The 24,418-nt window shown below is 44.6% G+C and carries 26 protein-coding genes and 1 tRNA gene; 13 read left to right on the forward strand and 14 right to left on the reverse strand.

The window, feature by feature from the left end; translation table 11 throughout:
• Positions 1-266 precede the first annotated feature (266 nt).
• Positions 267-2,591, reverse strand: coding sequence for a polyribonucleotide nucleotidyltransferase (locus F7R58_RS08970; protein ID WP_158064595.1), 2,325 nt, complete (start codon positions 2,589-2,591; stop codon positions 267-269).
• A 165-nt stretch (positions 2,592-2,756) separates the two neighbouring features.
• Here F7R58_RS08970 and F7R58_RS08975 point away from each other — a divergent pair, with 165 nt between their 5' ends.
• The gene (locus F7R58_RS08975) at positions 2,757-3,116 is read left to right on the forward strand and encodes a DUF4260 domain-containing protein (RefSeq protein WP_158064596.1); all 360 of its coding nucleotides are present in this window, start codon (positions 2,757-2,759) and stop codon (positions 3,114-3,116) included.
• 46 nt (positions 3,117-3,162) lie between these two features.
• Here the strand turns inward: F7R58_RS08975 and rpsO are convergent, their stop codons facing one another.
• The gene (gene rpsO / locus F7R58_RS08980; protein ID WP_158064597.1) at positions 3,163-3,432 is read right to left on the reverse strand and encodes a 30S ribosomal protein S15; all 270 of its coding nucleotides are present in this window, start codon (positions 3,430-3,432) and stop codon (positions 3,163-3,165) included.
• Between the two features lie 172 nt (positions 3,433-3,604).
• Here rpsO and F7R58_RS08985 point away from each other — a divergent pair, with 172 nt between their 5' ends.
• The 3 genes from F7R58_RS08985 to F7R58_RS08995 all read left to right on the forward strand — a co-directional run bounded on the left by F7R58_RS08985 (position 3,605) and on the right by F7R58_RS08995 (position 6,316).
• Positions 3,605-4,162, forward strand: coding sequence for a pyruvate decarboxylase (locus F7R58_RS08985; RefSeq protein ID WP_158064598.1), 558 nt, complete (start codon positions 3,605-3,607; stop codon positions 4,160-4,162).
• A gap of 75 nt (positions 4,163-4,237) precedes the next feature.
• The gene (gene mgtE, locus F7R58_RS08990; RefSeq protein WP_158064599.1) at positions 4,238-5,569 is read left to right on the forward strand and encodes a magnesium transporter; all 1,332 of its coding nucleotides are present in this window, start codon (positions 4,238-4,240) and stop codon (positions 5,567-5,569) included.
• A gap of 9 nt (positions 5,570-5,578) precedes the next feature.
• A complete protein-coding gene (locus tag F7R58_RS08995; protein ID WP_158064600.1) occupies positions 5,579-6,316 on the forward strand; it encodes a helical backbone metal receptor in 738 nt (245 codons plus the stop codon).
• A 10-nt stretch (positions 6,317-6,326) separates the two neighbouring features.
• Here F7R58_RS08995 and F7R58_RS09000 read toward each other — a convergent pair whose 3' ends face one another.
• From F7R58_RS09000 to F7R58_RS09015, 4 genes are all read right to left on the reverse strand, one after another.
• On the reverse strand, positions 6,327-6,776 hold the full coding sequence (locus F7R58_RS09000) for a GAF domain-containing protein (RefSeq protein ID WP_158064601.1): 450 nt from the start codon (positions 6,774-6,776) through the stop codon (positions 6,327-6,329).
• A 10-nt stretch (positions 6,777-6,786) separates the two neighbouring features.
• A complete protein-coding gene (locus F7R58_RS09005) occupies positions 6,787-8,223 on the reverse strand; it encodes a TonB-dependent receptor (RefSeq protein ID WP_158064602.1) in 1,437 nt (478 codons plus the stop codon).
• Between the two features lie 177 nt (positions 8,224-8,400).
• Complete coding sequence (locus F7R58_RS09010; RefSeq protein ID WP_158064603.1) at positions 8,401-9,405, reverse strand: SDR family oxidoreductase; 1,005 nt, start codon at positions 9,403-9,405, stop codon at positions 8,401-8,403.
• An 11-nt stretch (positions 9,406-9,416) separates the two neighbouring features.
• Positions 9,417-10,256, reverse strand: coding sequence for an aldo/keto reductase (locus tag F7R58_RS09015; RefSeq protein WP_158064604.1), 840 nt, complete (start codon positions 10,254-10,256; stop codon positions 9,417-9,419).
• Positions 10,257-10,273: 17 nt separating this feature from the next.
• Here F7R58_RS09015 and F7R58_RS12965 point away from each other — a divergent pair, with 17 nt between their 5' ends.
• Positions 10,274-10,423: a hypothetical protein gene (locus tag F7R58_RS12965; protein WP_187695225.1), complete on the forward strand. Its 150-nt coding sequence runs from the start codon at positions 10,274-10,276 to the stop codon at positions 10,421-10,423.
• 75 nt (positions 10,424-10,498) lie between these two features.
• Here the strand turns inward: F7R58_RS12965 and F7R58_RS09020 are convergent, their stop codons facing one another.
• Positions 10,499-12,001, reverse strand: coding sequence for an FAD-dependent oxidoreductase (locus tag F7R58_RS09020; RefSeq protein WP_158064605.1), 1,503 nt, complete (start codon positions 11,999-12,001; stop codon positions 10,499-10,501).
• A gap of 84 nt (positions 12,002-12,085) precedes the next feature.
• Here F7R58_RS09020 and F7R58_RS09025 point away from each other — a divergent pair, with 84 nt between their 5' ends.
• The 6 genes from F7R58_RS09025 (at position 12,086) to F7R58_RS09050 (ending at position 16,425) form a co-directional block, all read left to right on the forward strand.
• Positions 12,086-12,586, forward strand: coding sequence for a CinA family protein (locus F7R58_RS09025; RefSeq protein WP_158064606.1), 501 nt, complete (start codon positions 12,086-12,088; stop codon positions 12,584-12,586).
• Between the two features lie 63 nt (positions 12,587-12,649).
• Positions 12,650-13,414 (forward strand): MBL fold metallo-hydrolase, encoded by a 765-nt coding sequence (locus tag F7R58_RS09030; protein ID WP_158065435.1) that lies wholly within the window; start codon positions 12,650-12,652, stop codon positions 13,412-13,414.
• Positions 13,415-13,479: 65 nt separating this feature from the next.
• Positions 13,480-13,561, forward strand: a tRNA-Leu gene (locus F7R58_RS09035).
• Between the two features lie 407 nt (positions 13,562-13,968).
• Complete coding sequence (locus F7R58_RS09040) at positions 13,969-14,499, forward strand: YceI family protein (RefSeq protein WP_158064607.1); 531 nt, start codon at positions 13,969-13,971, stop codon at positions 14,497-14,499.
• A 30-nt stretch (positions 14,500-14,529) separates the two neighbouring features.
• Positions 14,530-15,864, forward strand: a complete 1,335-nt coding sequence (locus F7R58_RS09045) for a hypothetical protein (RefSeq protein WP_158064608.1) — start codon at positions 14,530-14,532, stop codon at positions 15,862-15,864.
• A gap of 60 nt (positions 15,865-15,924) precedes the next feature.
• Positions 15,925-16,425 (forward strand): hypothetical protein, encoded by a 501-nt coding sequence (locus tag F7R58_RS09050; protein WP_158064609.1) that lies wholly within the window; start codon positions 15,925-15,927, stop codon positions 16,423-16,425.
• Between the two features lie 26 nt (positions 16,426-16,451).
• On the opposite strand, the gene F7R58_RS09055 is transcribed toward F7R58_RS09050, so the two are convergent.
• Together F7R58_RS09055 and queG are read right to left on the reverse strand one after the other, a co-directional pair.
• Positions 16,452-17,129: a TIGR02117 family protein gene (locus F7R58_RS09055; RefSeq protein ID WP_158064610.1), complete on the reverse strand. Its 678-nt coding sequence runs from the start codon at positions 17,127-17,129 to the stop codon at positions 16,452-16,454.
• A gap of 347 nt (positions 17,130-17,476) precedes the next feature.
• Complete coding sequence (gene queG / locus F7R58_RS09060) at positions 17,477-18,427, reverse strand: tRNA epoxyqueuosine(34) reductase QueG (RefSeq protein WP_158064611.1); 951 nt, start codon at positions 18,425-18,427, stop codon at positions 17,477-17,479.
• Between the two features lie 64 nt (positions 18,428-18,491).
• On the opposite strand from queG, the gene F7R58_RS09065 reads away from it, so the two are divergent.
• Positions 18,492-18,782: a rhodanese-like domain-containing protein gene (locus F7R58_RS09065; protein ID WP_158064612.1), complete on the forward strand. Its 291-nt coding sequence runs from the start codon at positions 18,492-18,494 to the stop codon at positions 18,780-18,782.
• 111 nt (positions 18,783-18,893) lie between these two features.
• On the opposite strand, the gene F7R58_RS09070 is transcribed toward F7R58_RS09065, so the two are convergent.
• From F7R58_RS09070 to mutY, 5 genes are all read right to left on the reverse strand, one after another.
• A complete protein-coding gene (locus tag F7R58_RS09070; RefSeq protein ID WP_187695226.1) occupies positions 18,894-19,877 on the reverse strand; it encodes an NAD(P)H-dependent flavin oxidoreductase in 984 nt (327 codons plus the stop codon).
• Between the two features lie 104 nt (positions 19,878-19,981).
• Complete coding sequence (locus F7R58_RS09075) at positions 19,982-21,346, reverse strand: peptidylprolyl isomerase (protein ID WP_158064613.1); 1,365 nt, start codon at positions 21,344-21,346, stop codon at positions 19,982-19,984.
• Positions 21,347-21,426: 80 nt separating this feature from the next.
• Positions 21,427-22,347, reverse strand: a complete 921-nt coding sequence (locus F7R58_RS09080; RefSeq protein WP_158064614.1) for a PfkB family carbohydrate kinase — start codon at positions 22,345-22,347, stop codon at positions 21,427-21,429.
• Between the two features lie 40 nt (positions 22,348-22,387).
• Entirely contained in the window at positions 22,388-22,948 is a 561-nt protein-coding gene (gldD, locus tag F7R58_RS09085; protein WP_158064615.1) for a gliding motility lipoprotein GldD, read from the reverse strand.
• A 66-nt stretch (positions 22,949-23,014) separates the two neighbouring features.
• Positions 23,015-24,061 (reverse strand): A/G-specific adenine glycosylase, encoded by a 1,047-nt coding sequence (mutY, locus tag F7R58_RS09090; RefSeq protein WP_158064616.1) that lies wholly within the window; start codon positions 24,059-24,061, stop codon positions 23,015-23,017.
• A 47-nt stretch (positions 24,062-24,108) separates the two neighbouring features.
• On the opposite strand from mutY, the gene F7R58_RS09095 reads away from it, so the two are divergent.
• Positions 24,109-24,405, forward strand: coding sequence for an HU family DNA-binding protein (locus F7R58_RS09095; RefSeq protein ID WP_158064617.1), 297 nt, complete (start codon positions 24,109-24,111; stop codon positions 24,403-24,405).
• The last annotated feature ends 13 nt before the right edge of the window (positions 24,406-24,418 follow it).

The following is a 24,418-nucleotide window of genomic DNA, read 5'->3' on the forward strand; positions in this document are numbered from 1 at the left end:
TTTTTCCCCAACCAACAAAAAAAAGATCTCACCCATTCCGAAATAATTTCTAAATTCACTTCTCAACAGCCTAAAAAACAACAAGATGGCATCACAATCACAAGTAGGGCACGCGCGCAATGTCGCGAACCTGCAGAAACTCATCTAGCAGATCACCACCTACACACTCTACAATCCGCCCGTACCCAACACTATCGACCACATTCCCGGTACCCACAAAAAAACCACCGAATCATCGGTGGTTTCATTATTATTTATCTGTTAGATTAGAATCCTTCCGGCTTCACATCGTCAGTATTTTCACTTTCGTTCAGTGGCTTGAAGGTATGTTCGCCCGCTGGTTTCTCGGTCTGGCGGCCGCTGTGCTCCGGTCTGCCATTACCACCGCGGTTGTTCCCTCCCTGTCTTCTGTCGCCACCGTCTCTGCGGTCGTTTCTTGGGCCACGGTTATCGCCATCGCCTTCCTTACGTTCCGGTCTTGGAGGTCTTTCAAGTAGTACTTTACGCGAAAGTTTCATTTTCTTACGGTCATCGTAACCCATGAATTTCACTTCCACCATATCACCTTCGCTGTATGGGACTTTATCCAAACGGCTCCATTCAATCTCAGAGATGTGAAGCAAACCTTCAGTACCTTTAGCAATCGCTACGAAAGCACCGAAATCCATTACTTTCACCACTTTACCGTTGTAAACCTCGCCTACAGTAGGTACGAAAGTAATTTCGTTAATCGCAGCGATGGTCGCGTTGATGTTTTCTCTGCTAACACCTGAAATCTCAATTCTGCCGATCTCGCCGATCTCTTCAATCGCGATAACCGTATCGAAATCTTTCTGCATCTGCTGGATAATTTTTCCGCCAGGTCCGATAACCGCACCAATGAAGTCTTTGGGAATTTCAAGCACTTCCATTTTCGGCGCGTGCGGTTTAACGTCAGTTCTCGGTGCATCGATGGTCTTCAGCATTTCCCCAAGGATATGCAGACGGCCTTCTCTGGCTTGTTTCAGTGCAGTTTCCATGATGTCCATAGAAAGTCCCTGAATTTTGATATCCATTTGGCAAGCTGTGATACCCTCTGCAGTTCCTGTTACTTTGAAGTCCATATCACCCAGGTGATCCTCGTCCCCTAAGATATCCGAAAGTACGGTAAACTTACCTGACTCTGGATCTGTTACCAATCCCATTGCAATTCCGGAAACCGGTTTTGTAATCTGTACACCTGCATCCATCAGAGCCAATGTTCCGGCGCAAACCGTTGCCATTGAAGATGAACCGTTGGATTCCAGGATATCCGAAACGATACGGATGGTATACGGGTTTTCTGCGGGAATTATTTTTGAAAGTGCACGCTGTGCCAGGTTCCCGTGCCCCACTTCTCTTCTGGAGGTTCCTCTTAATGGTCTTGCCTCACCCGTAGAGAACGGCGGGAAGTTATAATGAAGGAAAAATTTCTCGTCGTAATTAATCGCAACGGAATCTACCATGTTGGCATCTTTAACAGAACCTAAGGTCACCGCTGTTAGAGACTGCGTTTCACCTCTGGTGAATACCGCAGATCCGTGCGCACCCGGCAGATAATCCACCTCTGACCAGATCGGACGGATGGTTTCCGGTGTACGGCCATCCAGACGGATCTTTTCGTTCAGAATCATCTGACGCATTGCCTCTTTTTCCACATCATGAAAATAGATCTTCGCAAAAGGCTTCACTGTTTCCAGTTCTTCCTCTGAATATTGAGCCAAGAACTCCTCAAGAACTGCCTTGAAGTTTTCATGTCTTTCTTCTTTTGCCGATGGTGTTTTGGCCACCTCATAAACTTTGTCGTAAGTTTCTTTCCACACCTTCTCACGAATTTCCTCGTCATGTGTTTCGTGGCTGTATTCTCTTTTTGGCAAGGACTTGCCTACTCTTTCAGCAAGTCTTTCCTGAGCTTCAACCTGAACTTTAATTTCTTCGTGGCCGAATTTTATTGCTTCAATCATTTCCTCTTCGGTAATCTCGTCCATAACACCTTCCACCATTACGATAGAATCTTTGGTGGCACCTACAAGGATATTCAGGTCAGCTTTTTCCAGGTTTTCTCTGCTTGGGTTTATCACCAACTGCCCATCGATTCTGGCTACTGTCACTTCAGACATAGGACCGTTGAAAGGGATATCGGTAATGGCGATGGCAGCAGAAGCGGCTAATCCAGCCAATGCTTCAGGCATACATTCTTTATCATAAGAAATCAGGGAAATCATCACCTGAACCTCAGCATGGAAATCATCCGGGAAAAGCGGACGCAATACCCGGTCTACCAGTCTCATTGTTAAAATTTCCTCGTCAGACGGTCTTGCCTCTCTTCTGAAAAAGTTTCCGGGAATCTTACCGCCTGAATAGAATTTCTCTCTGTAATCTACGGTAAGCGGAAGGAAATCCACACCCGGGCTAGCATCTTTATTGGCTACAACGGTGGCAAGAAGCATCGTCCCGCCCATTCTTACTACTACAGATCCGTTGGCCTGCTTGGCCAGTTTCCCTGTCTCAATGGTAATCTCTCTACCATCCTTTAATTGAATTTTTTCAATAATTGCTTGTGGAGCATTCATAAAATCTGTTCGTCTTTGGCACTCCGTATTGAGTGCGGTTACTGTATTTAATCTATTTAAATTTTCGGCAACAAAGATACATGTTTTGGATTAAATATATCCTGCAGCAACTTCATATCGTAACACATATAGGCCCATGCCGACAAATCCCGCAAAACTTAACCTATGAAAACTGTCTTACAACTGGAGTATGCTGCACTGCTGCTTCTGGGAACCTTCGCATTTGCCGCCACAGGCTGGTCCTGGTGGTGGTTTTTAGGCCTCTTCTTTCTGCCAGACCTATCTATGTTTGGCTATATCTTTAGTCAAAAAGCCGGCGCCTGGACCTATAATCTTTTCCATCATCTCGGACTGGCCGTGATTGTTTATTTTGCAGGAAAATACTTTTCTTCAACAGAACTTGAACTGGCAGGCATCATCCTTTTTTCGCATTCGGCGTTTGACAGGCTGCTGGGATATGGCCTAAAATATTCGGACAGCTTTCAGAATACGCATTTGGGTAGAATTGGAAAGAACCGGGCATAAAAAAAGCAACTCTTTTCGGAGTTGCTTAATTGCTTTGGCAGAAAGATTATTTTCTGATTCCCAGTTCAGCGATAATCGCTCTGTATCTCGTAATATCTTTAGCTTTCAGATAATCAAGAAGTCTTTTTCTTTTACCTACCAGCTTCACCAGTGATCTCTCTGTGTTGAAATCTTTGTGGTTAGCCTTCAGGTGACCTGTAAGGTGGTTAATTCTAAAGGTAAAAAGTGCAATCTGACCTTCTGCAGAACCTGTGTTCTCTGCTTTTCCTCCGTGCTTAGCGAAGATTTCTGCTTTTTTCTCTGATGTTAAGTACATGCAAATATTATTTAATGATTATTATGTATCGAGGTGCAAAAATACATCTTTTTTGTTAAATATCAATCACCCTCAGCAGCCTTTTACAAGAGAAAGACAAAAAATGTTAAAATTATCTTAAAAAAAATAATTTCTATGTAGAGGTTGGCTGTATATTTGCACAGTTTACCGTATGTATTACAAATTTACACTTTCCACCTTTATATTCATACTCTTTTCCGGTTTCACCGAAGTGGCGGCACAGGATATTGTAAAAATTACTGAACAGCGCGCCGGCAGCAGGGAAAGCCAGAATATTATCTATTTCACACCCTCAATTTACCCGGATGTTGCCGAAATCAAGGATGCTACCAATGAAGCTTTCTTCTCTGCGGTGTCCGACAGCTACGTAAATAACCGCAACCGCCGCATGGTTCGCGTAGACATGCCAGTGACCTATGAGGATGCCGACCGCAATACCATTCGTGAAATCTGTATAAATAACAATGCTACCCATGCAGTGATTCCGCACGTGAAGTTCTTTAAGGTGGGTTTGGGACAGTTCGTTTTTTCCAGCCAGGTGGTGGTGAGTATGAAACTGTATGATGCCGATGGAAATTTTATTTCTGAAAGCTCTTATGACACTTTCCGCAAGAATGCCCGCATAATGGGTTCAGCCCAAAACTCGATACGAATTGGCACCAATGGCGTCCTGAAACAGCTTACTCAGAATATGAAACGGAAGAAGTAAATTTTCGGTATTTCCTGATAACACACCCTTTAGACCAGTATACTTTATCGGATTTTTTCAGCTATTTTTGCAGCAGTGAATACGACTGCGAACGAAACTGAAATTTTAATAAACCCCGCGGATATCGCCGAAAGGTTGAGTAACCTGCGCGCGGACGAACGTTTGCTGGAATTCCTGAAGGTGCCCAAGAAATTTAAGGCCGCTGTTTTCTCTCATCTGGACGCTGATTTTCAGGAAGAAACCATCCGCAGTATCGGAAACGAAGAAGTATCCGAGATTCTGAACGGCATGACGCCCGACGACAGGACCGAACTTTTTGAAGATTTCCCCGACGAACTTATCAAGTATTCCATTAACCTCCTGAATCCGCAGGAAAGACGTATCGCACTGAAGCTGTTAGGCTATCATGAAGACAGCATCGCAAGGATGATGACGCCGTACTACATCCAGATACGGAATGAGTGGACTGTCAGGAAATGTTTTGAGCAAATTAAAAAGGTGGGCAAGAAGGTAGAGACACTTAACTACCTCTATGTGGTGGATGAGCGCAACCATCTTATTGATGACCTCGACATCCGCAACCTTCTTCTGGCCGATGAAGATCAGCTGGTTTCCGAACTTACCGACCATCATTTCGTAGCCATCAAAACAACTACATCGCGTGAAGATGCTGTACAGTACTTTGAAAAGTATGACCGCAATGCTCTTCCCATCATTACTGAGGCAGGTGTACTGGTGGGCATTGTAACCATTGACGACATCCTGGATCAGGTAGAGCAACAGAATACGGAGGACATCCAGAAATTCGGGGGTATGGACGCTTTGGACGATCCTTATATCCAGACCCACTGGTTTGAGATGATCAAGAAAAGAGGTCTGTGGCTGATCGTACTTTTCTTTCTTCAGCTTATTACAGCTACTGTGATGGGCTTTTATGAAAATGAAATTGAAAAAGCGGTGGTCCTGGCACTATTCATTCCATTGATTATTTCAAGCGGCGGAAACTCGGGTTCTCAGGCTGCTACGCTTATCATACGGGCAATGGCGCTCCAGGAAATCACACTGAAAGACTGGTGGACTGTTATGAAAAAGGAAGTTACCACCGGCCTGGTGCTGGGTACCTTCCTGGGCATCATCGGCTTTTTCAGAATAATGCTCTGGCATAAATGGGGTTGGTTCGATTACGGCGAGCACTGGCTTTTTGTAGGAATAAGCGCCGGGATCTCTCTGGCAATGATTGTCCTTTGGGGAACGCTTTCGGGTTCCATGGTTCCGTTTATCCTGAAAAAGTTTAAACTTGATCCCGCCACTTCGTCGGCACCTTTTGTAGCCACGCTTGTGGACGTCACCGGACTGATCATCTACTTTTCCATCGCAGGACTCTTCCTTACAGGTAAAATTCTTTAAAACCAGTTTATGCGGATTGTTTCACTGGTTCCGTCAATTACCCAAACGCTTTTTGACTTCGGACTGGATCATAGTGAAATTGTGGGCAGAACCAAATTCTGTATCCACCCTTATGACAGGGTGAAAAATATTCCCATCGTAGGCGGCACCAAAACCCTGAAGCTGGACAAAATAACAGCGCTGAAACCCGATCTCATCATCGCAAATAAGGAAGAAAACGTGAGGGAGCAGGTGCTTGAACTGGAAAAAGTTTGTAAGGTATGGGTCACAGATATCAGTACTCTGGAGGATCAGGTGACTTTTCTGTTCCAGTTGGGACAGCGGCTGAACAAATCAGAGCAGGCCACCGGCTTCATAAACAGGACTAGGGCTGTTTTTACAGGATTGCACCCTGCACTGACAGTTCCAACAGTATATCTGATCTGGAGGAATCCTTATATGACGGTTGGTGGAGATACCTTCATCCACAATATAATGAAATGTTTAGGCTTCAGAAATATCTTTCAGGATCAAACAAGATATCCAACTGTTGAAATTTCCGAACTTAAAGGAGCCAGACTCATACTGCTGTCGTCCGAACCCTACCCTTTCCGGGAAAAACATATCGCTGAACTGCAGGAACACCTTCCGGACTGCACAATAAGGCTTGCTGACGGAGAAGCTTTTTCCTGGTACGGCACGCGTATACTGGAATATGAGGCATATTTGCGTCAGCTGATGGGCGAAGTACATGACTCCCTGCACTGAAACAAGATTACTACAGAATTTTGGCCACTTCAGCACACAGCCACTCAAGCATTTCCCGGTCTTCAGCAGTGAAGGGGTCCAAACTGTGGGAATCAATATCAATCTGGCCCACGTTTTCACCATCTTTAAAGATAGGAACCACGATCTCAGCTTTGGTATCAATGGAACAGGAAAGATAATTGTCCTGCTCATGGACATCAGGAACAACAAATGTTTCTCCGGAAACAGCCACCTGACCGCAGATTCCTTTTCCGAAAGGAATAACGGTGTGATCGGTGTCTGCACCTGCATAAGGGCCCAGGATAAGCTCCTCCTTATCGCCATTCCGGAAATAGAACCCCGTCCAGTTGAAATACGGAATTTCCTGATCCAGCAGATGACAGACTTTCTGAAGTTTTTCTTCAGTTGGGAAATGTGGGCTTTCCAGAATAGTGGAGAGACGTTTCTTTATTTCAGACATGGCAGTTTTATTAAGTAAATTCTTTTAGTTCTACTTCGTTCTTGTATCCAAACATTCCGCGGTCTTTTATAAGATCGGCCACGCCGTCCGGCACCTGATCTTCCCAGCCGCTTTCGTTTTCAGTAATCATCCGCAATATCTCACGGGAATAAATCTCCGCATATTGGGGCTGATAGGTTACAATATCCTTAATCCGGTTATTGTGCTTGAAGAACTTGTAAAGCTGCTTCAGGTTTTCATTAACCCGCAGGTTATTGGAAGTCAGGATCTCATGGTTTTCCGGATCTTTATAAGGATAAAGATAAACGGTCATATCATTCCTGAAGAATTTGCCGAAGGCTTCCAGGATTCCGCCTGACAGATTTTTGTAATAATTTTCATCAAAAACCATCAGAAGGTTATTCACCCCCATTCCGATACCGATTTTCAGTCCGGTATAACCTGCAAAATAATCGATAAGGCGGTAATATTCAGAGAAATTGGAGATGATTACAGTATAACCCAGATTGGCCAGGACATCTACCCTGTCCAGGAAATCGCGTTCATCAATATCGCCGTCTCCTTTCAGGTTAGAAATTGTGATCTCAAACAGCACTTCGGTTTCCTTTTCAGTACAGTCGGCATCCTTCATAAACATTTTGAGTCCGCTTTCGAACATGTCGATATTCACCTTCGTAACAGGCCGGAAACTGCCGCGTACTGCAAAAATATTTTTACGGTAAAGCAAATCTGCGGGCAGCATATTTTTACCACCTGGCGTAAAGATCACGGCATCGGTCATTCCGTTCTTTACCAGCTGCAGACTCATCAAACGGTTATCTACATAGGCAAAGGCAGGACCCATAAAGTCGATCATATCGATCTCCAGGTCGTCCAGAGCAATGTCATCATATAAAGAAGAAATCAGTCTCCGCGGATTGTCATTATAAAAAAACGCACCATAAATAAGGTTAACTCCCAGATTTCCCAGGGTTTCCTGCTGCAGTGTGGTGTTATTCTCCTTGAATTTTACATGAAGTACAACTTCACTGTAACCTTCTGTCTCATCACGCTGAAAACGTACACCTACCCACCCGTGACCTTTCAGGGTTTTGTCGAAATTAATAGTGGTAACCGTATTGGCATAGGAAAAAAAGCGGCGGCCGGGATTATCTTCGCGTGAGAGCCTCTCCTCAATAAGAGAGACCTCATACCTCAGCATTTTTCTGAGACGGTGCTGGGTAACATAGCGGTTATGTGCTTCCTTGCCGTAAATAGCGTCCGAAAAATCCTTGTCATATGCCGACATGGCCTTCGCAATGGTTTTGGAGGCACCACCGGCCCTGAAAAAGTGGCGCACAGTTTCCTGACCTGCACCTATTTCCGCAAAAGTACCGTATATATTGGAATCCAGATTAATGGCTAATGCTTTCTGCTTTGGAGTTAGTTTTTGCTGGATTAAAGACATCGTAATTTTTTCGCAAAATTACATATAATTAAGGCATTCTGCAAACCGGTTACGCCCGCCGCTGATAAGTCTCGTAGCCATGTCAGAATACACTTAAATTAAACATTTTCAGCAAGTTTAACCATCTAGCACGCAATTTTTCAGATGAGTACCGGCTAAGTCGGGGAAACTTCAGTATCACTTAAGTTTTTTTCGGTCCGGAGCTTGCGATCGGTTCCACAGCATCACCGCCCCTGCTGCCAGCAATCCGGACAGCATAATCAGTTTTGATGTTTTGGAGGGTGGCGGAAGCATCGTCTCGCCATAAATACGATGCGGTTCCGCGGAAGGTGTAAGGATATTTCCGTTTGTACCTTCTGGCGCATCTTTCTTCATCATCATCATCCGCATAGCTGCCGAAGCGGTATTCACGACTGTTTTGGGGAACATCCCGTATACCGTTTTGAAAAGTACGGACGACCAGTCTGTGTACACTTCCTTACGCGGGTATTTAGCAGTTTTAACCATGGCAGCCGCCAGTACGCGCGGGTCAAATGATAGTGGTGGGATTTTGGAACTGAAGCCGGAATACTTTGCAGAATGCATATTGCCGGTAGACCGTTGGATAGCCGGATACATGGCACATACGTGGATGTTCGGAAAGTGCGATACTTCACCCTGCAGACTTTCCACCATACCGCGTACACCGTACTTTGAGGCAGAATAAGCAGTTCCGTAAGGAGCCGGCATCCATCCGCCAATGGAAATATTATTAATCAGTACCCCATCCTGCTGCTTCTTGAAAATCGGCAGGACGGTATGAGCGCCATGCAGGTAGCCCAGAAGGTTCGTTTTAATAATTTGGTCCACCGCCTCAATGGGCATATCTTCCAGCATTCCTGTAGCCATTACACCTGCATTATTCACCCATACATCAATCCTGCCGTTAAACTGCAGGGCGGTCTGCGCAAGTTGCTGCACATCGCCAGCCACGGATACATCGGTGGGCACAACCAGAGCCACCGCACCCAGGTCACGGCATAACTGTGCGGTTTCATCCAGTGCTTCACGACCCCGTGCAGCCAAAACAATATTGCAGCCTTCGCGTGCAAAAGCCTCTGCCGCTGCTCGCCCGATACCGCTGCTCGCCCCTGTGATTACAACGGTTCTGCCGTTGAGTGTTGAAGTGTACGTTTCTTTCATAATTCCTTTTTTTAGTTAATGCGGTCCGGCCAGATATCGGGTCTTTCTCCACTAAACCCTTGTGGCTGCATATTTGTAACAGCGGACATTTCATCCCTTGAAAGTTCAAAATCAAAAATGTCTATATTCTCTTTGATACGCTGCGGTCGTGAAGATTTTGGAAGCGGCAGAAGACCTTGCTGAACGGTCCACCTTAAAATGATCTGGGATACAGTTTTGCCATGTTTCCCTGCAATTTCATTTAACAATGGATGATCATGAAACCGTCCTCTTGCCAGTGGCGACCACGCCTGAAGCGCAATATTCTGGCTTTGACAATAATCCACTACCGTAGTTTGCTGGTAACCGGGATGATACTCAATCTGGTTCACAGTCGGTGGCACTTTGGCGGTATTTAACAATTCTTCCAGATGTTCCGGCCAGAAATTACTGACACCGATGGATCGGATAAGTCCCTCATACTGCAGCTCTTCCATTGCACGCCAGGTTTCAGCATTTACTTTTACCCAGTCTTTATAGTTTTTTGAATTCGCAGGCCAGTGAATCAGGTAAAGATCAAGATACTCCAGTGACAACCGTTTCAAAGTATTTCTAAAAGCCTTTCTGGTGGCATCATAACCCAGGTCGGTACGCCAAACTTTTGCCGTGATATAAAGATGCTGCCTGGGCACTCTGGTCCGCTTTACCGCCTCTCCCACTTCCTTTTCATTTCCATATATGGAAGCGCTATCTATAAGTCTGTAGCCGGATTCAATAGCAGCTTGAACTGACATTAGCGTATCTTCAGTTTTATAGGTTCCAAAACCGATCAGCGGTAATGAATATCCGTCATTCAAAATTATGTTTTCCATAAAATCAAAAACCCATTATGACTACCCGAATCTGTTCCGGTGCCCCGCTGGCCGTTGTAATCCGAACCGAATTCTCGTCTACAATGGTTATTCCGCTGTTCAGTTCGTTGCCGGTAGCCGGATTACACAGAGCGACAATAATATCGGTGGTTCCCAGTTATGATTAATGGTCGTGCTCTCCCCCGGTATGGTGGCACACATACCACGTGGCGTTCTAATTTCTGAATTATCCATAGTCCAGGTTATAGTTGTTTCAAATTTTCCTGAGCAGGAATTGTTAAGACTGTACCATCAGTTCCGAAGCGTGATCCGTGACACGGACAGTCCCAACTCTTTTCCGTTTTGTTAAACTTCACCACACAACCCATGTGCGGACAATGTGCATCAAGAAGGGTAAGAGCACCCAGTTCATCACGGTAGGCAGCTACTTTCTTACCGTTATAATCTATTATATGGCCATCCCCTTTCTCAATGCTATCCAGTTCGGCTTTTTTATCGCTGCTGAACTGATCTTTGATAAGGTGGAATACAGCATCCACGTTTTCCTTAACAAATTCCTTCGCACTTGCTGCGATTTCAATGCGGGATGGCGAAACAATATCCGCGAGTTCATTTTCTTTCTCCATGACCAAGTCAGCGAGAATGTTACCCGCCAGCGTTCCCCAGGTCATACCATTTCCATTATAACCGGTGGCCACATATTCATGGTCGGTGCCCGGCATCTTCCCTATATAGGGCAACCCGTCCGAGGGTGCATAAAATTGAGATGACCAGGTTTTGGAAATCTCGGTTACCCGGAAGTGCTCTTTGGTATACGCAATAAGATCTTCCATAGGTTTTTGAGTATCGGCTTCATGTCCTGTCTTGTGGTCGAAACCTCCGACAATCAAATAGAAATCATGCCCGATTTTGTGATACCGCATATAATGATAAGGATCATAAAGATCAGCCGCCTGGGCAAAAGATGACACCTCATAAGGCAGTTTAGCTGCAAGTGCATAGCTTCTGTATGGTGCACAAAGTGCATTGAAGCGGTTAATTCCGGGTGGTATATGTGTAGCCCAAACCAAATCCGCAGCTGTAAAGGTTCCTGCATTGGTCAGCACCTTTACGGAGCCGTCCTCCGCAGTGTGTTGACTGACGTGAACACCGGTAAGTAACGTACCTCCCATTCCCTCAAAAACCTTTGCAAGCCCGGCGATATATTTTAACGGGTGAAACTGTGCCTGCCCTTTAATTTCAAGCGCTTTCCGGAAAGACACACTGAACGGAATCTCATCTACTTCACTGGTTGGGATTTCTAAGGCATCATGCGCTTTAGCAATCTGATCCAGCTGACGGTCCTGTTTTTTTTCGGCACTGAAAAGATAGAAACTGCACTCCTCATATTCGCACTCAATACCGAACCGGTCAATGTTTTCTTTTATAGTTGCGGATACACGGCCGGCATTATCTGCCACAGTCTGGGCACGGGCTTCACCAAATTTGCTGATGATACGGTCATAGGATTCATCCAGGAAATTATTGATATGTGCCGTGGTGCCACCCGTAGTTCCGAAGCCAATATTATGCTGCTCAAGTACCAGGCAGTTTTTGCCCCGCTGCTGAAGTTCGGTTGCCAGCGTTAGTCCGGTGATTCCGGCACCAACAATCACAACATCATAATGATTATTTTCTGCAGGTGAATTTTCGTGGATGTAGAGCCCATTCACCCAAAGGCTTTCGTTATGACCGTCTCTTTTCATTTGGAATTATATTTGTTTTTGACTTTCGCAATCGCATGCAGCGAAACCAGCCATTTCCGTTAAAACTTATTATTTGCTTTTCGTATGGAAAACGACCTCTTTGACAACAAGAATCTTGCCCAACTTGCTGATCATATGTTAAAAAACAAGTTAACACTGGCAGTAGCAGAAAGCTGTACCGCAGGTCTTATCCAGAATGTTATTTCGCAGGCAGACAATGCCATGGGATTTTTTCAGGGCGGTATCACAGCCTACAACAGCGCTCAGAAAGCGATACATCTGCAGGTTAATCCAATAGCTGCTGAGGCATGTAACGCCGTTTCCAAAGAGATAGCAGAGCAGATGGCGCTCGCGGTGGCGTCCGGATTCAATGCAGAACTGGGTGCAGCCATTACCGGCTACGCACGCACAGTACCGGAAGAAGGCATTGATTCATGTTTTGCCTATATCGCCATTGCAACCCGTGGGAAGGTGGTGCTCTCCAAAAAAATTACGGGTAAGTCCGGGGAAGATCTGGCAGAAAATCAAAAAATATATACTAAAAAGATGCTTGATCATTTATATTCAGTAGTTAGAAAGGGATAAATTAACCGGATAATTCAAACTGCTTTTTCTTTACATTTGTGCCTTAGCGCCAAGTTCAATATGATGACACTGAAATTTTTAGGCACGGGCACCTCGCAGGGTGTCCCGGTAATCGGATGCACCTGCGCGGTTTGCCGTTCGGCCAACCCAAAAGATTCGCGTTTCCGGTCCTCGGCCATGATCACCACGGAAAGCGGTGGGAAAATACTGATAGACTGCGGTCCCGACTTCAGACAGCAGATGTTGCAAAATAACGAAGATCACCTGGATGCCATCCTGCTTACGCATGAACACAATGACCATGTGATTGGCCTGGACGATGTACGTCCCCTCATCTTCAAAAGCCGGAAGAACATGCCGCTTTTTTGCCAGTCACGTGTGGGGAAGGAAGTGAAGACGAGGTTTCCCTATGCTTTTGCTGAAATAAAATATCCTGGCGCACCCTCTTTTGACCTGCATGAAATTGACGCTGATTTTCATTTATTTGATACCAACATCACGACCGTCCAGGTACTGCATCATGAGCTCGAGATTCTGGGATTTAAGATGAAGAATCTTGCCTACATTACAGACGCCAGCTTTATCAGCCCGGAGGAAAAAGTAAAACTCACCGGGCTGGATTACCTTATCCTAAACTGCATCCGTAAAACGCACGCTCATCCTGCCCATTTCATACTGGAAGACATCATAGACCTCTACGCCGAACTGAGGCCGCGGAAACTGTACCTGACGCACATCAGCCATATGTTTGGACTGCATGAGATTGAAGAAGCGTCGTTGCCCGAAGGTATCAGTTTAGCTTATGATGGTTTGGTATTGGAATTTTAAAACAAAATGCTGCTATTATATTTTAAGAATTTAATTTTTATCCTATATTTGCACACCCAATTGATGCCCAGCTGGCGGAATTGGTAGACGCGCTAGACTCAAACTCTAGTACCGCAAGGTGTGCCGGTTCGATTCCGGCGCTGGGTACAAAAAAGCAATCTGTTTTCAGGTTGCTTTTTTTATGTCTCATCCTGATAGAACTTTCGCCTCAATAACACTGGTTGAATTCTACTCTTAATTTCAATTATTCTCATAATAGTGATATTTATTGATAATTATTAAAACTTTTAGCTGATTTTGCTCATGATGACATTCGTCATGTTTATTAATTATACATTATTTGCAATAATATGTTAGCATAATAATTTAAACAGCTAAACAAATTCATCAATTACAAAATCAAAGCACACTATTATTAACATAATAGTAATTTATTAAGACTATTTGACATAAATCATGTAAAATTAAGGGTGATACATTGTTAAATTAAAAATACTCCTTTTACATTTGTATAAGAAATTCAAAGGAGGAAATAACAATTTAATATAGAAATCATGAGAAATTCAGCAACATTCAAGATTCTTGTCCTGGCCTTCGGACTTTTCACAGGTTTAGCAAACGCGCAGGCCATAACAGGAAAAAGTACTAAAGTTAGTGTAGACGGAACCTCACCTATGCATGACTGGACGATGACTTCAAATGCAGCTACCTTTAGCGGAACAGTAAGCGGAACTGCGATCACCAACGTAAAGTTTGTGATGCCCGCAAAAAATCTGAAAAGTACAAAAGGGAAGATGATGGACAATAAGGCATACAACGCCCTGCAGGCAGCCAAACATCCCAATATTACTTTCACTGCCACATCGATGAATATCGGTAAGGGAACCGTAACCGGCAAGATGACCATTGCAGGGGTAACCAAGAATGCATCAATTCCTGTAACAGTGGTTAAGAATGGTGCTTCTTACAGCATTACTGGTACCGAAAAAATGAACCTGTCCGATTTTGGAATGGAAAGACCCGGGTTTATGGGAGTAAAAACCGGCGATGCAATTACAGTAACTGTAAACATCACTGCCAACTAATCAATTAATAAACATTAAAATACCAAAGAAATGAGAACTTCAGTTTTAAAAACATCAGTATTGGCTTTACTCATGTCAAGCGGAGCGTTATTCGCTCAGGAAGATACCAACACCTCAATGCGTGATTATCTGGCACCGGAAAAAGCTCAGCGTAACGTATTTGAAGACCCAAAAGGAGTTTCACCGGCCTATGATGGCGTGAAGGTTTCTGTAGGCGGCGATTTTGCACTTCAGTTCCAGTCTCTGGACCACAGCACTAAAGCACCCTCATTGGGTAATGTGGGTACCACAGCGGTTCCGAATACACTTCAGGTGATGGGAAGCGACTTCAACCTGCCAACAGCCAACCTGGATATCAATGCTTATTTGGGAAAAGGGATTAAAATGCATCTTAGAACCTACCTTTCTGCAAGGCACCATAACGAAGCCTGGGTAAAAGGCGGATACCTGCAGGTGGATGATCTGGATTTTATCTCCGAAGGTTTTGCGGCGAACATTATGAAGCATGCTCGTGTTAAAGTAGGTATGGACGAGATAAACTACGGTGATTATCATTTCAGAAGGACGGATAATGCCGAAGCCATCAACAACCCGTTCATAGGGAACTTCATTATGGACAATTTCTCTACCGAAGCATTTGGTGAAGGTTACCTTTTCTATGACAACTTCATCGGTATGCTTGGTGTATCCAACGGCAAACTGAACCAAACGGCTGTAAAAGGAACCAATTATAACTCACCGTCAGTCTATGCGAAGATTGGATGGGACAAGCAAATCAATACAGACCTGCGCGTAAGGCTTACAGGATCCTTCATCCAGACAAACGGACTGAGCACAGGAGGCTACCTTTACAGTTCAGACCGAGCAGGATCCAGATACTATTACGTCCTCCTTACCCAAAACGACCTTATGGGAACCAATAATTACGCAACAGGACGCTTCAACCCCGGTTTCAAGAAAATGAAAGCGGTACAGGTGAACCCCTTCGTAAAATACCAGGGCCTTGAGTTCTTCGGCGCTTACGAATATGTAACCGGCAACAAAGCAAGTGGTATGAATATGAGACCTACTGACGGCGACTATACCCAACTGGCGGCGGAGTTACTTTACAGATTTGGCGGGAAAGAACAATTCTACGTAGGTGGACGTTATAACACCATCAGCGGTAAAGACGACGAGGTTTCCGACGAAAGAAAGATTGACAGGTTCAACCTGGGTGCAGGCTACTTTATGACCAAGAACATTCTGGCAAAAGTGGAATATGTACAGCAAAATTACAACGACAGCCCGGTTTGGGGTGCAACAAGCGCTCTTAGAGGCGGCGAATTCAAAGGAATGATGGTTGAAGCAACCATTGGTTTCTAATATTAAATTCAATTTCAGTGAAGGGACATTAATTTGTCCCTTTTTTATACCTTTAAAGTGATGAAAAATACGGTAATCCTTATTCTGCTCCTGATTTACAGCCTGGTACCGGCTCAGGAAAACACGGTGGAAATCCTGGGAAAGACCAACGTGAACACTTTTAAATGTACCAATTCCAACATTGCCAAACCGGCTGGCAGTTTCAGCTCAGAGGCGCGGCTTCCGGTACTGCAGCTGAAGGTACAGGACTTTGACTGCAGGAATAAGATGATGACCAACGACTTCCGTAAAATTTTAAATGCCGAGCAGCATCCGCATTTTACCGTACGGTTTATTGAATTCAAAAAAAACGCAAACAGTTACTACAGTGCCATTGTGGAAGTGAAGATCCTGAACAGGAAACGCTTTTATACTGTATCTTTCTTCGAGAACAAGAATATGCTGACAGGCAATGAAACGGTACGTTTCAGCGATTTTGGAATCGTACCGCCTACCAAAATGGGTGGCACCATCGTTGTGAAGGATCATTTGGAACTGACTATGAGATTAAAAAATCTATAGTACTTGATTTGCTTCCCGGCCTGGTTTCATTCATAATGGTAGAAGATACCGAAATCTGAAGCCGTCCACAAGGCCGCCTTTTGTCCGGCAATTTTAAGCCCTCTGTTGGTCCAGGTATTACAGGTATCCAGAAAACTGTAACTTCCTTTTGCATCGTAGAAAGCATCATTACTGCCATAAACCGCATCGGTCCTGATGAGAATCGGTTTTCCGTTTGGGTCACGGTCAAATTTATTTTGGATAAAACCAACAAGCTTCCTGTACTGCGTTTCTGTAAGCAGGATTCGCTTACAATCCTTCCCTACCACCATTTTGTTATAGAAAGTACAGTGCATAGCCGATTCGCTGAGCCAAAACGCTGCCTTCAGCGCGGTTGAAACCTTCAGTTCAGCCCAGGTGGGTGTATCCAGATAAAAACCTTTGTCGCCCCAGCCCACGGACAGGTATTTAAAGTTGCCGGAACCTGCTTTAGTATCACGAACAGGTATTTCAGTGCGCCAGTCCATATATTGGTTGGTCACCGGTACCACTATATCGGTATGTACTCCGTTAGTCAGCAGGAATACCTCCACTGTCTTTGGTTCGGACACATCATCGGCAGCCACAGGAATCAGAGGCAGGGTTAGAGCCAGAACGACATACAAAAGCACAACTGCGACAATGGAGCCGATTATTTTAAGTGCGGTGAATAAGATTTTTTTCATAGTTTGGACTGTTAGTGTAAAGAGTCAAGATTTCAGATTTCAGACATCAGACATCAGACATCAGACATCTGAATGTGTTTCAATAACAATTCAGCAATTTAACAAAATTTACGTCTTTACGGTCTTTAGGTCCGTAACCAATAGCCAAGATTTCAGATTTCAGATTTCAGACTTTGTAATAATTTACCAATCTAAGGCTTTTCAGAGTAGAGAAAAGAGAGGAAAGAACAAAGAACAAAGAGAAAAGAATAATGATTAAGAAGCCGGCTACTCTTGTAAATTCCTAACTTTCTAACCATCTAACCTTCTAACTTCCAAACCTCCTAACCTTCTAACCTCCTTACCTTTTAACCTTCTATCGTTCTCACCCCACTCAAAAAAGAGATATTCCTTTTCAAACCCGCAAACTTGGTCCTTTTCACCGGAGATTTACGGAAAACCTCTGAAAAAAGTTCCTGGTCCAGCTCCTGCCAGTCTTCCTTTGTAAAATGCTTAAGTTTTTCATTTGGCCGGAATTTCTCCTGCGTGTGTGGCGCCGAAAACCGGTTCCAGGGGCAAACGTCCTGGCAGATATCGCAGCCAAACATCCAGTCCTGCATCCGGTCGCGGAAGTGTTCCGGAATGGCTTCTTTAAGTTCAATGGTCGCATAAGAGATACATTTACTGCCGTCAATGATTTTCTCCGAAACGATCGCTTCCGTAGGACAGGCATCGATGCATTTCCTGCAGGTGCCGCAATGGTCAGTCGTGGGCTGATCTGCGGCCAGGTCCAAATCGCAGATAATTTCTGCCAGGAAATAGAATGAACCGCTTTGTTTGGTAATCAGGTTGGCATTTTTCCCTACCCAGCCAATACCGGACTTCCTGGCCCAGCTTCGCTCCAGCACCGGTGCCGAATCAGTAAACACCCGGCAGTCAAAACCGCCGATCTCATCGCGGAGTTCGGCTACCATTTCCACCAAAATTCCTTTAATGATCTCATGGTAATCCTGCCCGTACGCATATTTCGAAATCTTGAAGTTATTTAGACTGGGAATCGTCTCCGCCGGAAAATAGTTATAGGACAGCGATATCACCGATTTCGCACCGGGCACCAGAAGCCGCGGGTCCAGTCTTTTATTGAAATGGTTCTCCATATAACGCATTTCCCCATGGTAATCCTTTTTCAGCCAGTCTTCCAGGGGTCGCGCATCTTCCTCCAGAAATCCGGCGTGTGAGATGCCGCAGTCCTGGAATCCGAAGGCCTTTGCCTTGGATTTGATCAGTTGTGAAAGTTTTTCTTGTTTTGAGGAGTACATGGGAAGGCAAATTTAACATAATTTGCTACATTTGTGAGATTACAAACAGTTTAAAATTATTAAAATGGATTCAATAAACGAAATTTTAAGCTCCGGCGACTACCACCTTATAGATGTGCGCGAACCTATGGAACTGGAGATGGACGGCAAAATAGAAGATGCCCGCAACATACCCTTGGGCGAGCTGGAAGAGCGTAAACAGGAGGTAACCAATCTGAACGGAAACATCATCTTCTTCTGCAGAAGCGGAAACCGCAGTGGTAAGGCTGTAGACTATTTTAAATCGCAGGGCATGACTAATGTCTATAACGGTGGCGGCTACGGTGATATGAAGAATGCGCTGGAGCAGAACTGATAAGATACGTTTCGGACAATTGCCGCACCATTAGTTTTTTTTAGAAAATGCGCCATACAAACTAAAAACCTGCCTACGATCATGGCAGGTTTTATCCATTTAAAATTGTTCCTACATCGACGGGTTCCCTGCAGCTTCAAACTCTTTCATCAGTTGCTCAAAAACTTCTGCTACCGGCAACACTTCTTCAATAAGCGCAGATACCTGGCCAATTTCAAGCTCACCCTCTTCCAGGTCTCCTTGAAACATACCTCTCTTTGCCCGCGCCCTGCCCAGAGCCGTCAACAGCACCTGAGGATTTCTGCCACTGTCATAAAGTTTTTCAATGTCCCGGAAGAACTTATTTTTAACCAAACGTACAGGCGCAAGTTCTTTTAGGGTCAGCTGGGTGTCACCTTCGTTTAAGGAAGTGATTTGCTCCTTCCATAACTCATGTCCACTGGCTTCCTGTGTGGCGGCAAACCTGGAGCCGATCTGCACCCCGTCTGCACCCAAAATCATGGCTGCTTTCATTTGCGTGCCCAGCCCTATTCCACCGGCAGCTATCAGAGGTATATCAATATGTTTGCGAACATTGGGGATAAGGCAGAATGTAGTAGTCTCATCGCGGCCGTTGTGCCCCCCGGCTTCAAATCCTTCAGCCACTACAGCATCTACACCTGCCACCTGGCACTTCTGTGCAAATTTGGTGGATGACACTACATGCGCCACTTTCAGACCTTCTTTCTTAAGCGTTTCTGTGTAGGTTTTCGGATTTCCGGCCGAGGTGAAGATGATCTTCACTCCTTCCTCCAGAATAATGCTGATCACCTCATCCAGATTCGGATAGAGCATAGGCACGTTAACGCCGAAAGGCTTGTCTGTAGCGGCTTTGCATTTTTGGATATGCTCACGCAGCACATCCGGATACATACTGCCGGCACCTATAAGCCCCAGACCGCCACAGTTGGAGACCGCTGAGGCCAGACGCCAGCCGGAATGCCAGATCATACCGCCCTGAACGATAGGGTATTTAATATTGAAAAGTGCTGAAACCCGGTTTTGTGATTTCTGATACATCTTGTCGGCAACGCCGAAATCAATAAAATTGCTCATGCAGCAAAAATAAAGGAAATATACGGTTTAAAGAAGTCCAGCCTCCCCTTACCGTTGCCTCGTCTTAACAAAAAAAATCTCCGAAAAAATTTCGGAGACCTTTATTATTTTGTCAGTACTGATTTCTGAAGTTCCGGCTGGAAGCTGCATTCCGCATAACGGTTATCAATGGAGATAAAGATATTGGGCAATCTCTGCTTAATCCATTTATCTACCATTTCATTACGCTTTCTGTTTAAAGCCAGTTGCTTGATACGGTCGTAATCGGTTTCAATGGTAAGCTGATGGGCAGGAATCACTTCCTCAATTTTCACGATGCTCACAGCTTTGCGGCGGTTCAGTTCATCTTCAAAAACATCGGTGATGTCGCCTTTGTTAAGTCCTGCGATCTGATATCCCAGCGTTGGTGAAAGCGAAAGCCTTTCCATACGGTCGGACCCGTTATTGTCTGTAAGAACACCGGCGTTGAATTTGGTTCGCTTATCGTCCGAATACTTGAATGCCGCATCTTTGAAGGTCATCTTACCCTCCTCAATAGAGGTCTTGATGGCATCCAGTTCCTTACGGGCTGCCTCTATCTCTTCTGCTGTTGGGGTGGCAGCAATCAGAATATGTCTCGCATCATAGATTTTTCCGGCTCTTCGCTCCAGTTTAATGATATGATAACCGAACTCCGATTCTACAGGATCCGAAATTTCACCTTCCTGAAGGTTTAAGGCTGCGGCTTCAAAGGGTTTTACCATCTGTCCTTTGGAAATATTCTTCATAAGACCGCCATTTGGTGCGGAACCCGGATCTTCAGAATATATTCTGGCCTGGCTGTCGAAGCTTTCACCGTTCAGGATGTCCTGCTTAATCTTCTTAAGCCTGTTGATGATTTCTTCTTTGTGAGCTTCTGTAAGTTTGGGATAAATGCTGATCTGAGCCAGAGTTACCTCATCCTTTACCTCGGGAAGCTGCAGTCTATAGGTATTATAAAAGTCCGTAACTTCGTTTGGCGTTACATCAGCCTTTTCAGTAATCCTCTGGTACTTTGCCTGACCGTAGTACTGGTCACTGTCTATCTTCTCGATCGCCGTCTTCATTTCATAGGCTGTCCGGAATTTGTAGGCGGCAAGCATTGTTTTTTCGTCCGGAAACTGCCCCAGGATCTGATTATATTTCAAACCGGCATTCTCCTTTATCGCAGCGCTGCGGTTTTCAATAAGGGTATCCCTTTTTGCTTCGTAAACAACAATCTTGTTGTTGATGATACTCTCCATCACCTGGCATTTATTGGCGGCGGCACTTCCCTGCTGGGCGGCATAGTTCATCTGCTCGTTAATATCCGATTCCAGTATGATTTCGTTACCGATCACAGCTGCGATACCGTCTACGAGTTTACCTTTCTCCAGCTGTGCGGAAGCAGAAGCCGATAAAAAAGTAAAGAAAATCCCCAGAAACAGGGAAAAATTTATTTTGTTTGTCATAAGTCGTAAATAATGAGTCTGCAAATTTAGAACTCTGGTTCAATTATGCTTAACTTTTAGTTATAATAATTTCTTAATATTTAAACCTCCGCTTCAAAAGTGGTGAGTTCCTTAAACTGCTGAATCCTTTCACCCAGTTCGGCTTCGGTGATTTCCTTCAGTCTTTCGGTGCCAAATTTCTCAACCGTGAAAGAAGCCAGCGCCGATCCCGCGATTAGAGCTGATTTCATGGTTTCAAAATCAAACTTCCCTTTCTTAACAAGATAAGAAGCAAATCCGCCCGCAAAGGTGTCGCCCGCACCGGTCGGATCAAATACTTCCTCCAGCGGCATGGCCGGGATAGCGAAGATACGTCCCTCATGGAAAAGCAGGGCGCCGTGCTCTCCTTTCTTGATGATCACGAACGCCGGACCCATAGCGTGGATTTTCTTGGCGGCCTTCACCAGCGAATATTCTCCTGAAAGCTGCCTGGCTTCTTCATCGTTAATCGTGATTACATCGGTTTTTGCAATCATCTGCGTCAGGACATCCATTGCTGAATCCATCCAGAAATTCATCGTATCCAGGATTACCAGTTTTGGCCTGTTCTTCATCTTTTCGAGCACAGACAGCTGTACACCCGGATGCAGGTTACCCAGCAGCAGAACCTCGGAATCTTCCATAGAGGCCGGTATTTTAGGGTCAAAATTCTCCAGCACGTTCACTTCCGTTACCAGAGTATCGCGGGAATTAAGGTCATTATGATATTTACCGCTCCAAAAAAAGGTTTTACCGCTTTCAATCATTTCAATGCCGTCGGTGTTTACGCCGCGTGATTCCAGCAGGTTCATATACTCATCGGGAAAATCACCTCCCACTACGGAAACAATGCCGGATTTTACATTCATTAAAGAGGCTGCCAGACCAATATAAGTGGCGGCACCACCCAGGATTTTATCTGTTTTTCCGAATGGAGTTTCTATAGCGTCAAAAGCTACGCTGCCTACTACGAGTAATTTCATTATCTCTTGATTTATTTTTTTAGGTAAGTTGGGGAATTTGTTATTTCCATTCAAAGGTATCGATAAGATGCAGCATATCGCGTTTTACATAATCAACCGCAGGCGCCAGAGAATCCGGTTTTGGGCGTGAATTGAAATACAGGTAAGCGGTTACGAAATGCCGGGTACTGTCTGTAATATAGAACTGAAGATTGGAGGCACTTTGTCCTTTCAGCTCATAAAAATTACCGAAAACCCTTTTCTCGGGGTACTGAAAAGACTTGGTTTCAATGGAACTGGCCTTCACGGTATGTTCATACACCATTTTCTCAGATTCTTTTACATGTGCTTCAAAGTCGTCTTTGATTGGATAGTAGGTAAGGAAAACCTTACCCTTCATTCCGTTATAATTGATATAGTACCAGCAGTTCCTCTGCTTCTTGGCATCTGTTATTACAGAAAAGTCTGAATATTCAAAAGTAAACGGACAGGGCTGTGTAAACTGAACATATTTAGGTTCCGGATACTCCAGACGAAGGTCTCCTTTAGGCTTCGGCACTGAATCTTTCCCGCATGAAAACAGGAAACCGGTTAATAAAATGAGAATGAGTTTTTTAAACATTTCGCAAAAATACCTATTTTATATGTAATCCGGAAGTTTCGGCCTTTAAGAAATTCAGGTCGCACACTATGACAAAGCTCTGCCTGCCTGCAATGCAATATAATTCTCCAGGGGCTTAGGAAAGGAGTGCAGTAAACTGCCCTGCAGGGAGACGATCTGATAGCCACCCGTAGAAGCTAATTCCTCAAACTCCTTTCGGTTTTCAGGGAATACATCCACAAAATCAATACTTAGGTTACGGTGTGAAAGTTTATGATAGACGGTATTGGCTTCCATTACAACCGTCCTATAGTTCGTTGGAAGTTCGTCCGGAAATTCGTAAAGTTTTTTCCATATATGATTTTCGGAGCGCCGACGGATAAGAATTTCATTTCCAAACCTTACGAAATAGTACTTAAGCTTAAGCTCTTTTACAACAGTCTTCTTTTTCCTCACAGGAAAATCCGCAATACGGCCAAGCTGGAACGCGCGGCAGTCCCTCTGCAGCGGACATTGATCACAAAGCGGATTTCGTGGACGGCATATTTCTGAACCCAGGTCCATTACGGCTTCATTAAAAGTTCCGGCTTCACCCGGGGGCATCATCCTTAAAGCAAGTTCCGAAAAGTAGGTAAAGGAGCTGCTGTGTGAAATATCTGTCCCGTCTGCAAAGACTCTGGACAATACCCTGTAAAAATTACCGTCCACCGCCGGGATATGCATTCCGAAGCAAATACTGGACACTGCAGCCGCGGTATATGGGCCCACTCCCGATAAGGACAGTATATCTTGGTACTGACTGGGGAAAACGCCTCCAAAATCCGCCATAATCTGCCGGGCAGCTTTCTGCAAATTCAGCGCCCGGGAGTAGTATCCCAGGCCTTTCCAGTAAAGCATTACCTCGTCTGCTTCGGCCTCGGCAAGAGTACGCACATCGGGAAAACGTTCGGTGAACTTATAGTAATGATTTAAACCCTGCTGAATGCGTGTTTGCTGAAAGATAATTTCGCAGATCCAGACCTTATAGGGATCACTGGTTTTTCTGAATGGCAAATCGCGTCCGTGAATGTGGAACCAGGCCACCAGCGCCTTACCAAGGTAAAGAAAATCAGCGTTTTGTTTGTAGTTTTTCAAAAATTAGTTTTATATTTGCACACCAAAATTAAAAAGAAAAAAAGAAAATGACAAAGGCAGAATTGGTAAATACCATCTCAACTAAATTGGGGACAGAGAAAGGTGAGACTCAGAAAGTTGTAGAAGCTTTCATGCACGAGATCAGAAGTGCAATGTACAAAGGAGACAATGTATATTTAAGAGGTTTCGGTTCTTTCATCATCAAGACCAGAGCTGCAAAAACGGGAAGAAACATATCCAAGAACACGGCAATTGAAATTCCCGCTCATAATATCCCTGCTTTTAAGCCATCCAAGACTTTCACAGAAAAGGTAAAAACCAAAGTAGCTGTAAACAATAACTAAAAGAGTAATAATA

The organism is Chryseobacterium sp. (genome assembly GCF_008831505.1).
Lineage (GTDB): Bacteria > Bacteroidota > Bacteroidia > Flavobacteriales > Weeksellaceae > Marnyiella.

Coding starts and splice junctions, on each gene's coding strand:
- F7R58_RS08970 (WP_158064595.1), bottom strand. CDS start 2,591: ATGAATGCTCCACAAGCAATTATTGAAAAAATTCAATTAAAGGATGGT.
- F7R58_RS08975 (WP_158064596.1), top strand. CDS start 2,757: ATGAAAACTGTCTTACAACTGGAGTATGCTGCACTGCTGCTTCTGGGA.
- rpsO (WP_158064597.1), bottom strand. CDS start 3,432: ATGTACTTAACATCAGAGAAAAAAGCAGAAATCTTCGCTAAGCACGGA.
- F7R58_RS08985 (WP_158064598.1), top strand. CDS start 3,605: ATGTATTACAAATTTACACTTTCCACCTTTATATTCATACTCTTTTCC.
- F7R58_RS08995 (WP_158064600.1), top strand. CDS start 5,579: ATGCGGATTGTTTCACTGGTTCCGTCAATTACCCAAACGCTTTTTGAC.
- F7R58_RS09000 (WP_158064601.1), bottom strand. CDS start 6,776: ATGTCTGAAATAAAGAAACGTCTCTCCACTATTCTGGAAAGCCCACAT.
- F7R58_RS09005 (WP_158064602.1), bottom strand. CDS start 8,223: ATGTCTTTAATCCAGCAAAAACTAACTCCAAAGCAGAAAGCATTAGCC.
- F7R58_RS09010 (WP_158064603.1), bottom strand. CDS start 9,405: ATGAAAGAAACGTACACTTCAACACTCAACGGCAGAACCGTTGTAATC.
- F7R58_RS09015 (WP_158064604.1), bottom strand. CDS start 10,256: ATGGAAAACATAATTTTGAATGACGGATATTCATTACCGCTGATCGGT.
- F7R58_RS12965 (WP_187695225.1), top strand. CDS start 10,274: ATGACTACCCGAATCTGTTCCGGTGCCCCGCTGGCCGTTGTAATCCGA.
- F7R58_RS09020 (WP_158064605.1), bottom strand. CDS start 12,001: ATGAAAAGAGACGGTCATAACGAAAGCCTTTGGGTGAATGGGCTCTAC.
- F7R58_RS09025 (WP_158064606.1), top strand. CDS start 12,086: ATGGAAAACGACCTCTTTGACAACAAGAATCTTGCCCAACTTGCTGAT.
- F7R58_RS09030 (WP_158065435.1), top strand. CDS start 12,650: ATGACACTGAAATTTTTAGGCACGGGCACCTCGCAGGGTGTCCCGGTA.
- F7R58_RS09040 (WP_158064607.1), top strand. CDS start 13,969: ATGAGAAATTCAGCAACATTCAAGATTCTTGTCCTGGCCTTCGGACTT.
- F7R58_RS09045 (WP_158064608.1), top strand. CDS start 14,530: ATGAGAACTTCAGTTTTAAAAACATCAGTATTGGCTTTACTCATGTCA.
- F7R58_RS09050 (WP_158064609.1), top strand. CDS start 15,925: ATGAAAAATACGGTAATCCTTATTCTGCTCCTGATTTACAGCCTGGTA.
- F7R58_RS09055 (WP_158064610.1), bottom strand. CDS start 17,129: ATGAAAAAAATCTTATTCACCGCACTTAAAATAATCGGCTCCATTGTC.
- queG (WP_158064611.1), bottom strand. CDS start 18,427: ATGTACTCCTCAAAACAAGAAAAACTTTCACAACTGATCAAATCCAAG.
- F7R58_RS09065 (WP_158064612.1), top strand. CDS start 18,492: ATGGATTCAATAAACGAAATTTTAAGCTCCGGCGACTACCACCTTATA.
- F7R58_RS09070 (WP_187695226.1), bottom strand. CDS start 19,877: ATGAGCAATTTTATTGATTTCGGCGTTGCCGACAAGATGTATCAGAAA.
- F7R58_RS09075 (WP_158064613.1), bottom strand. CDS start 21,346: ATGACAAACAAAATAAATTTTTCCCTGTTTCTGGGGATTTTCTTTACT.
- F7R58_RS09080 (WP_158064614.1), bottom strand. CDS start 22,347: ATGAAATTACTCGTAGTAGGCAGCGTAGCTTTTGACGCTATAGAAACT.
- gldD (WP_158064615.1), bottom strand. CDS start 22,948: ATGTTTAAAAAACTCATTCTCATTTTATTAACCGGTTTCCTGTTTTCA.
- F7R58_RS09095 (WP_158064617.1), top strand. CDS start 24,109: ATGACAAAGGCAGAATTGGTAAATACCATCTCAACTAAATTGGGGACA.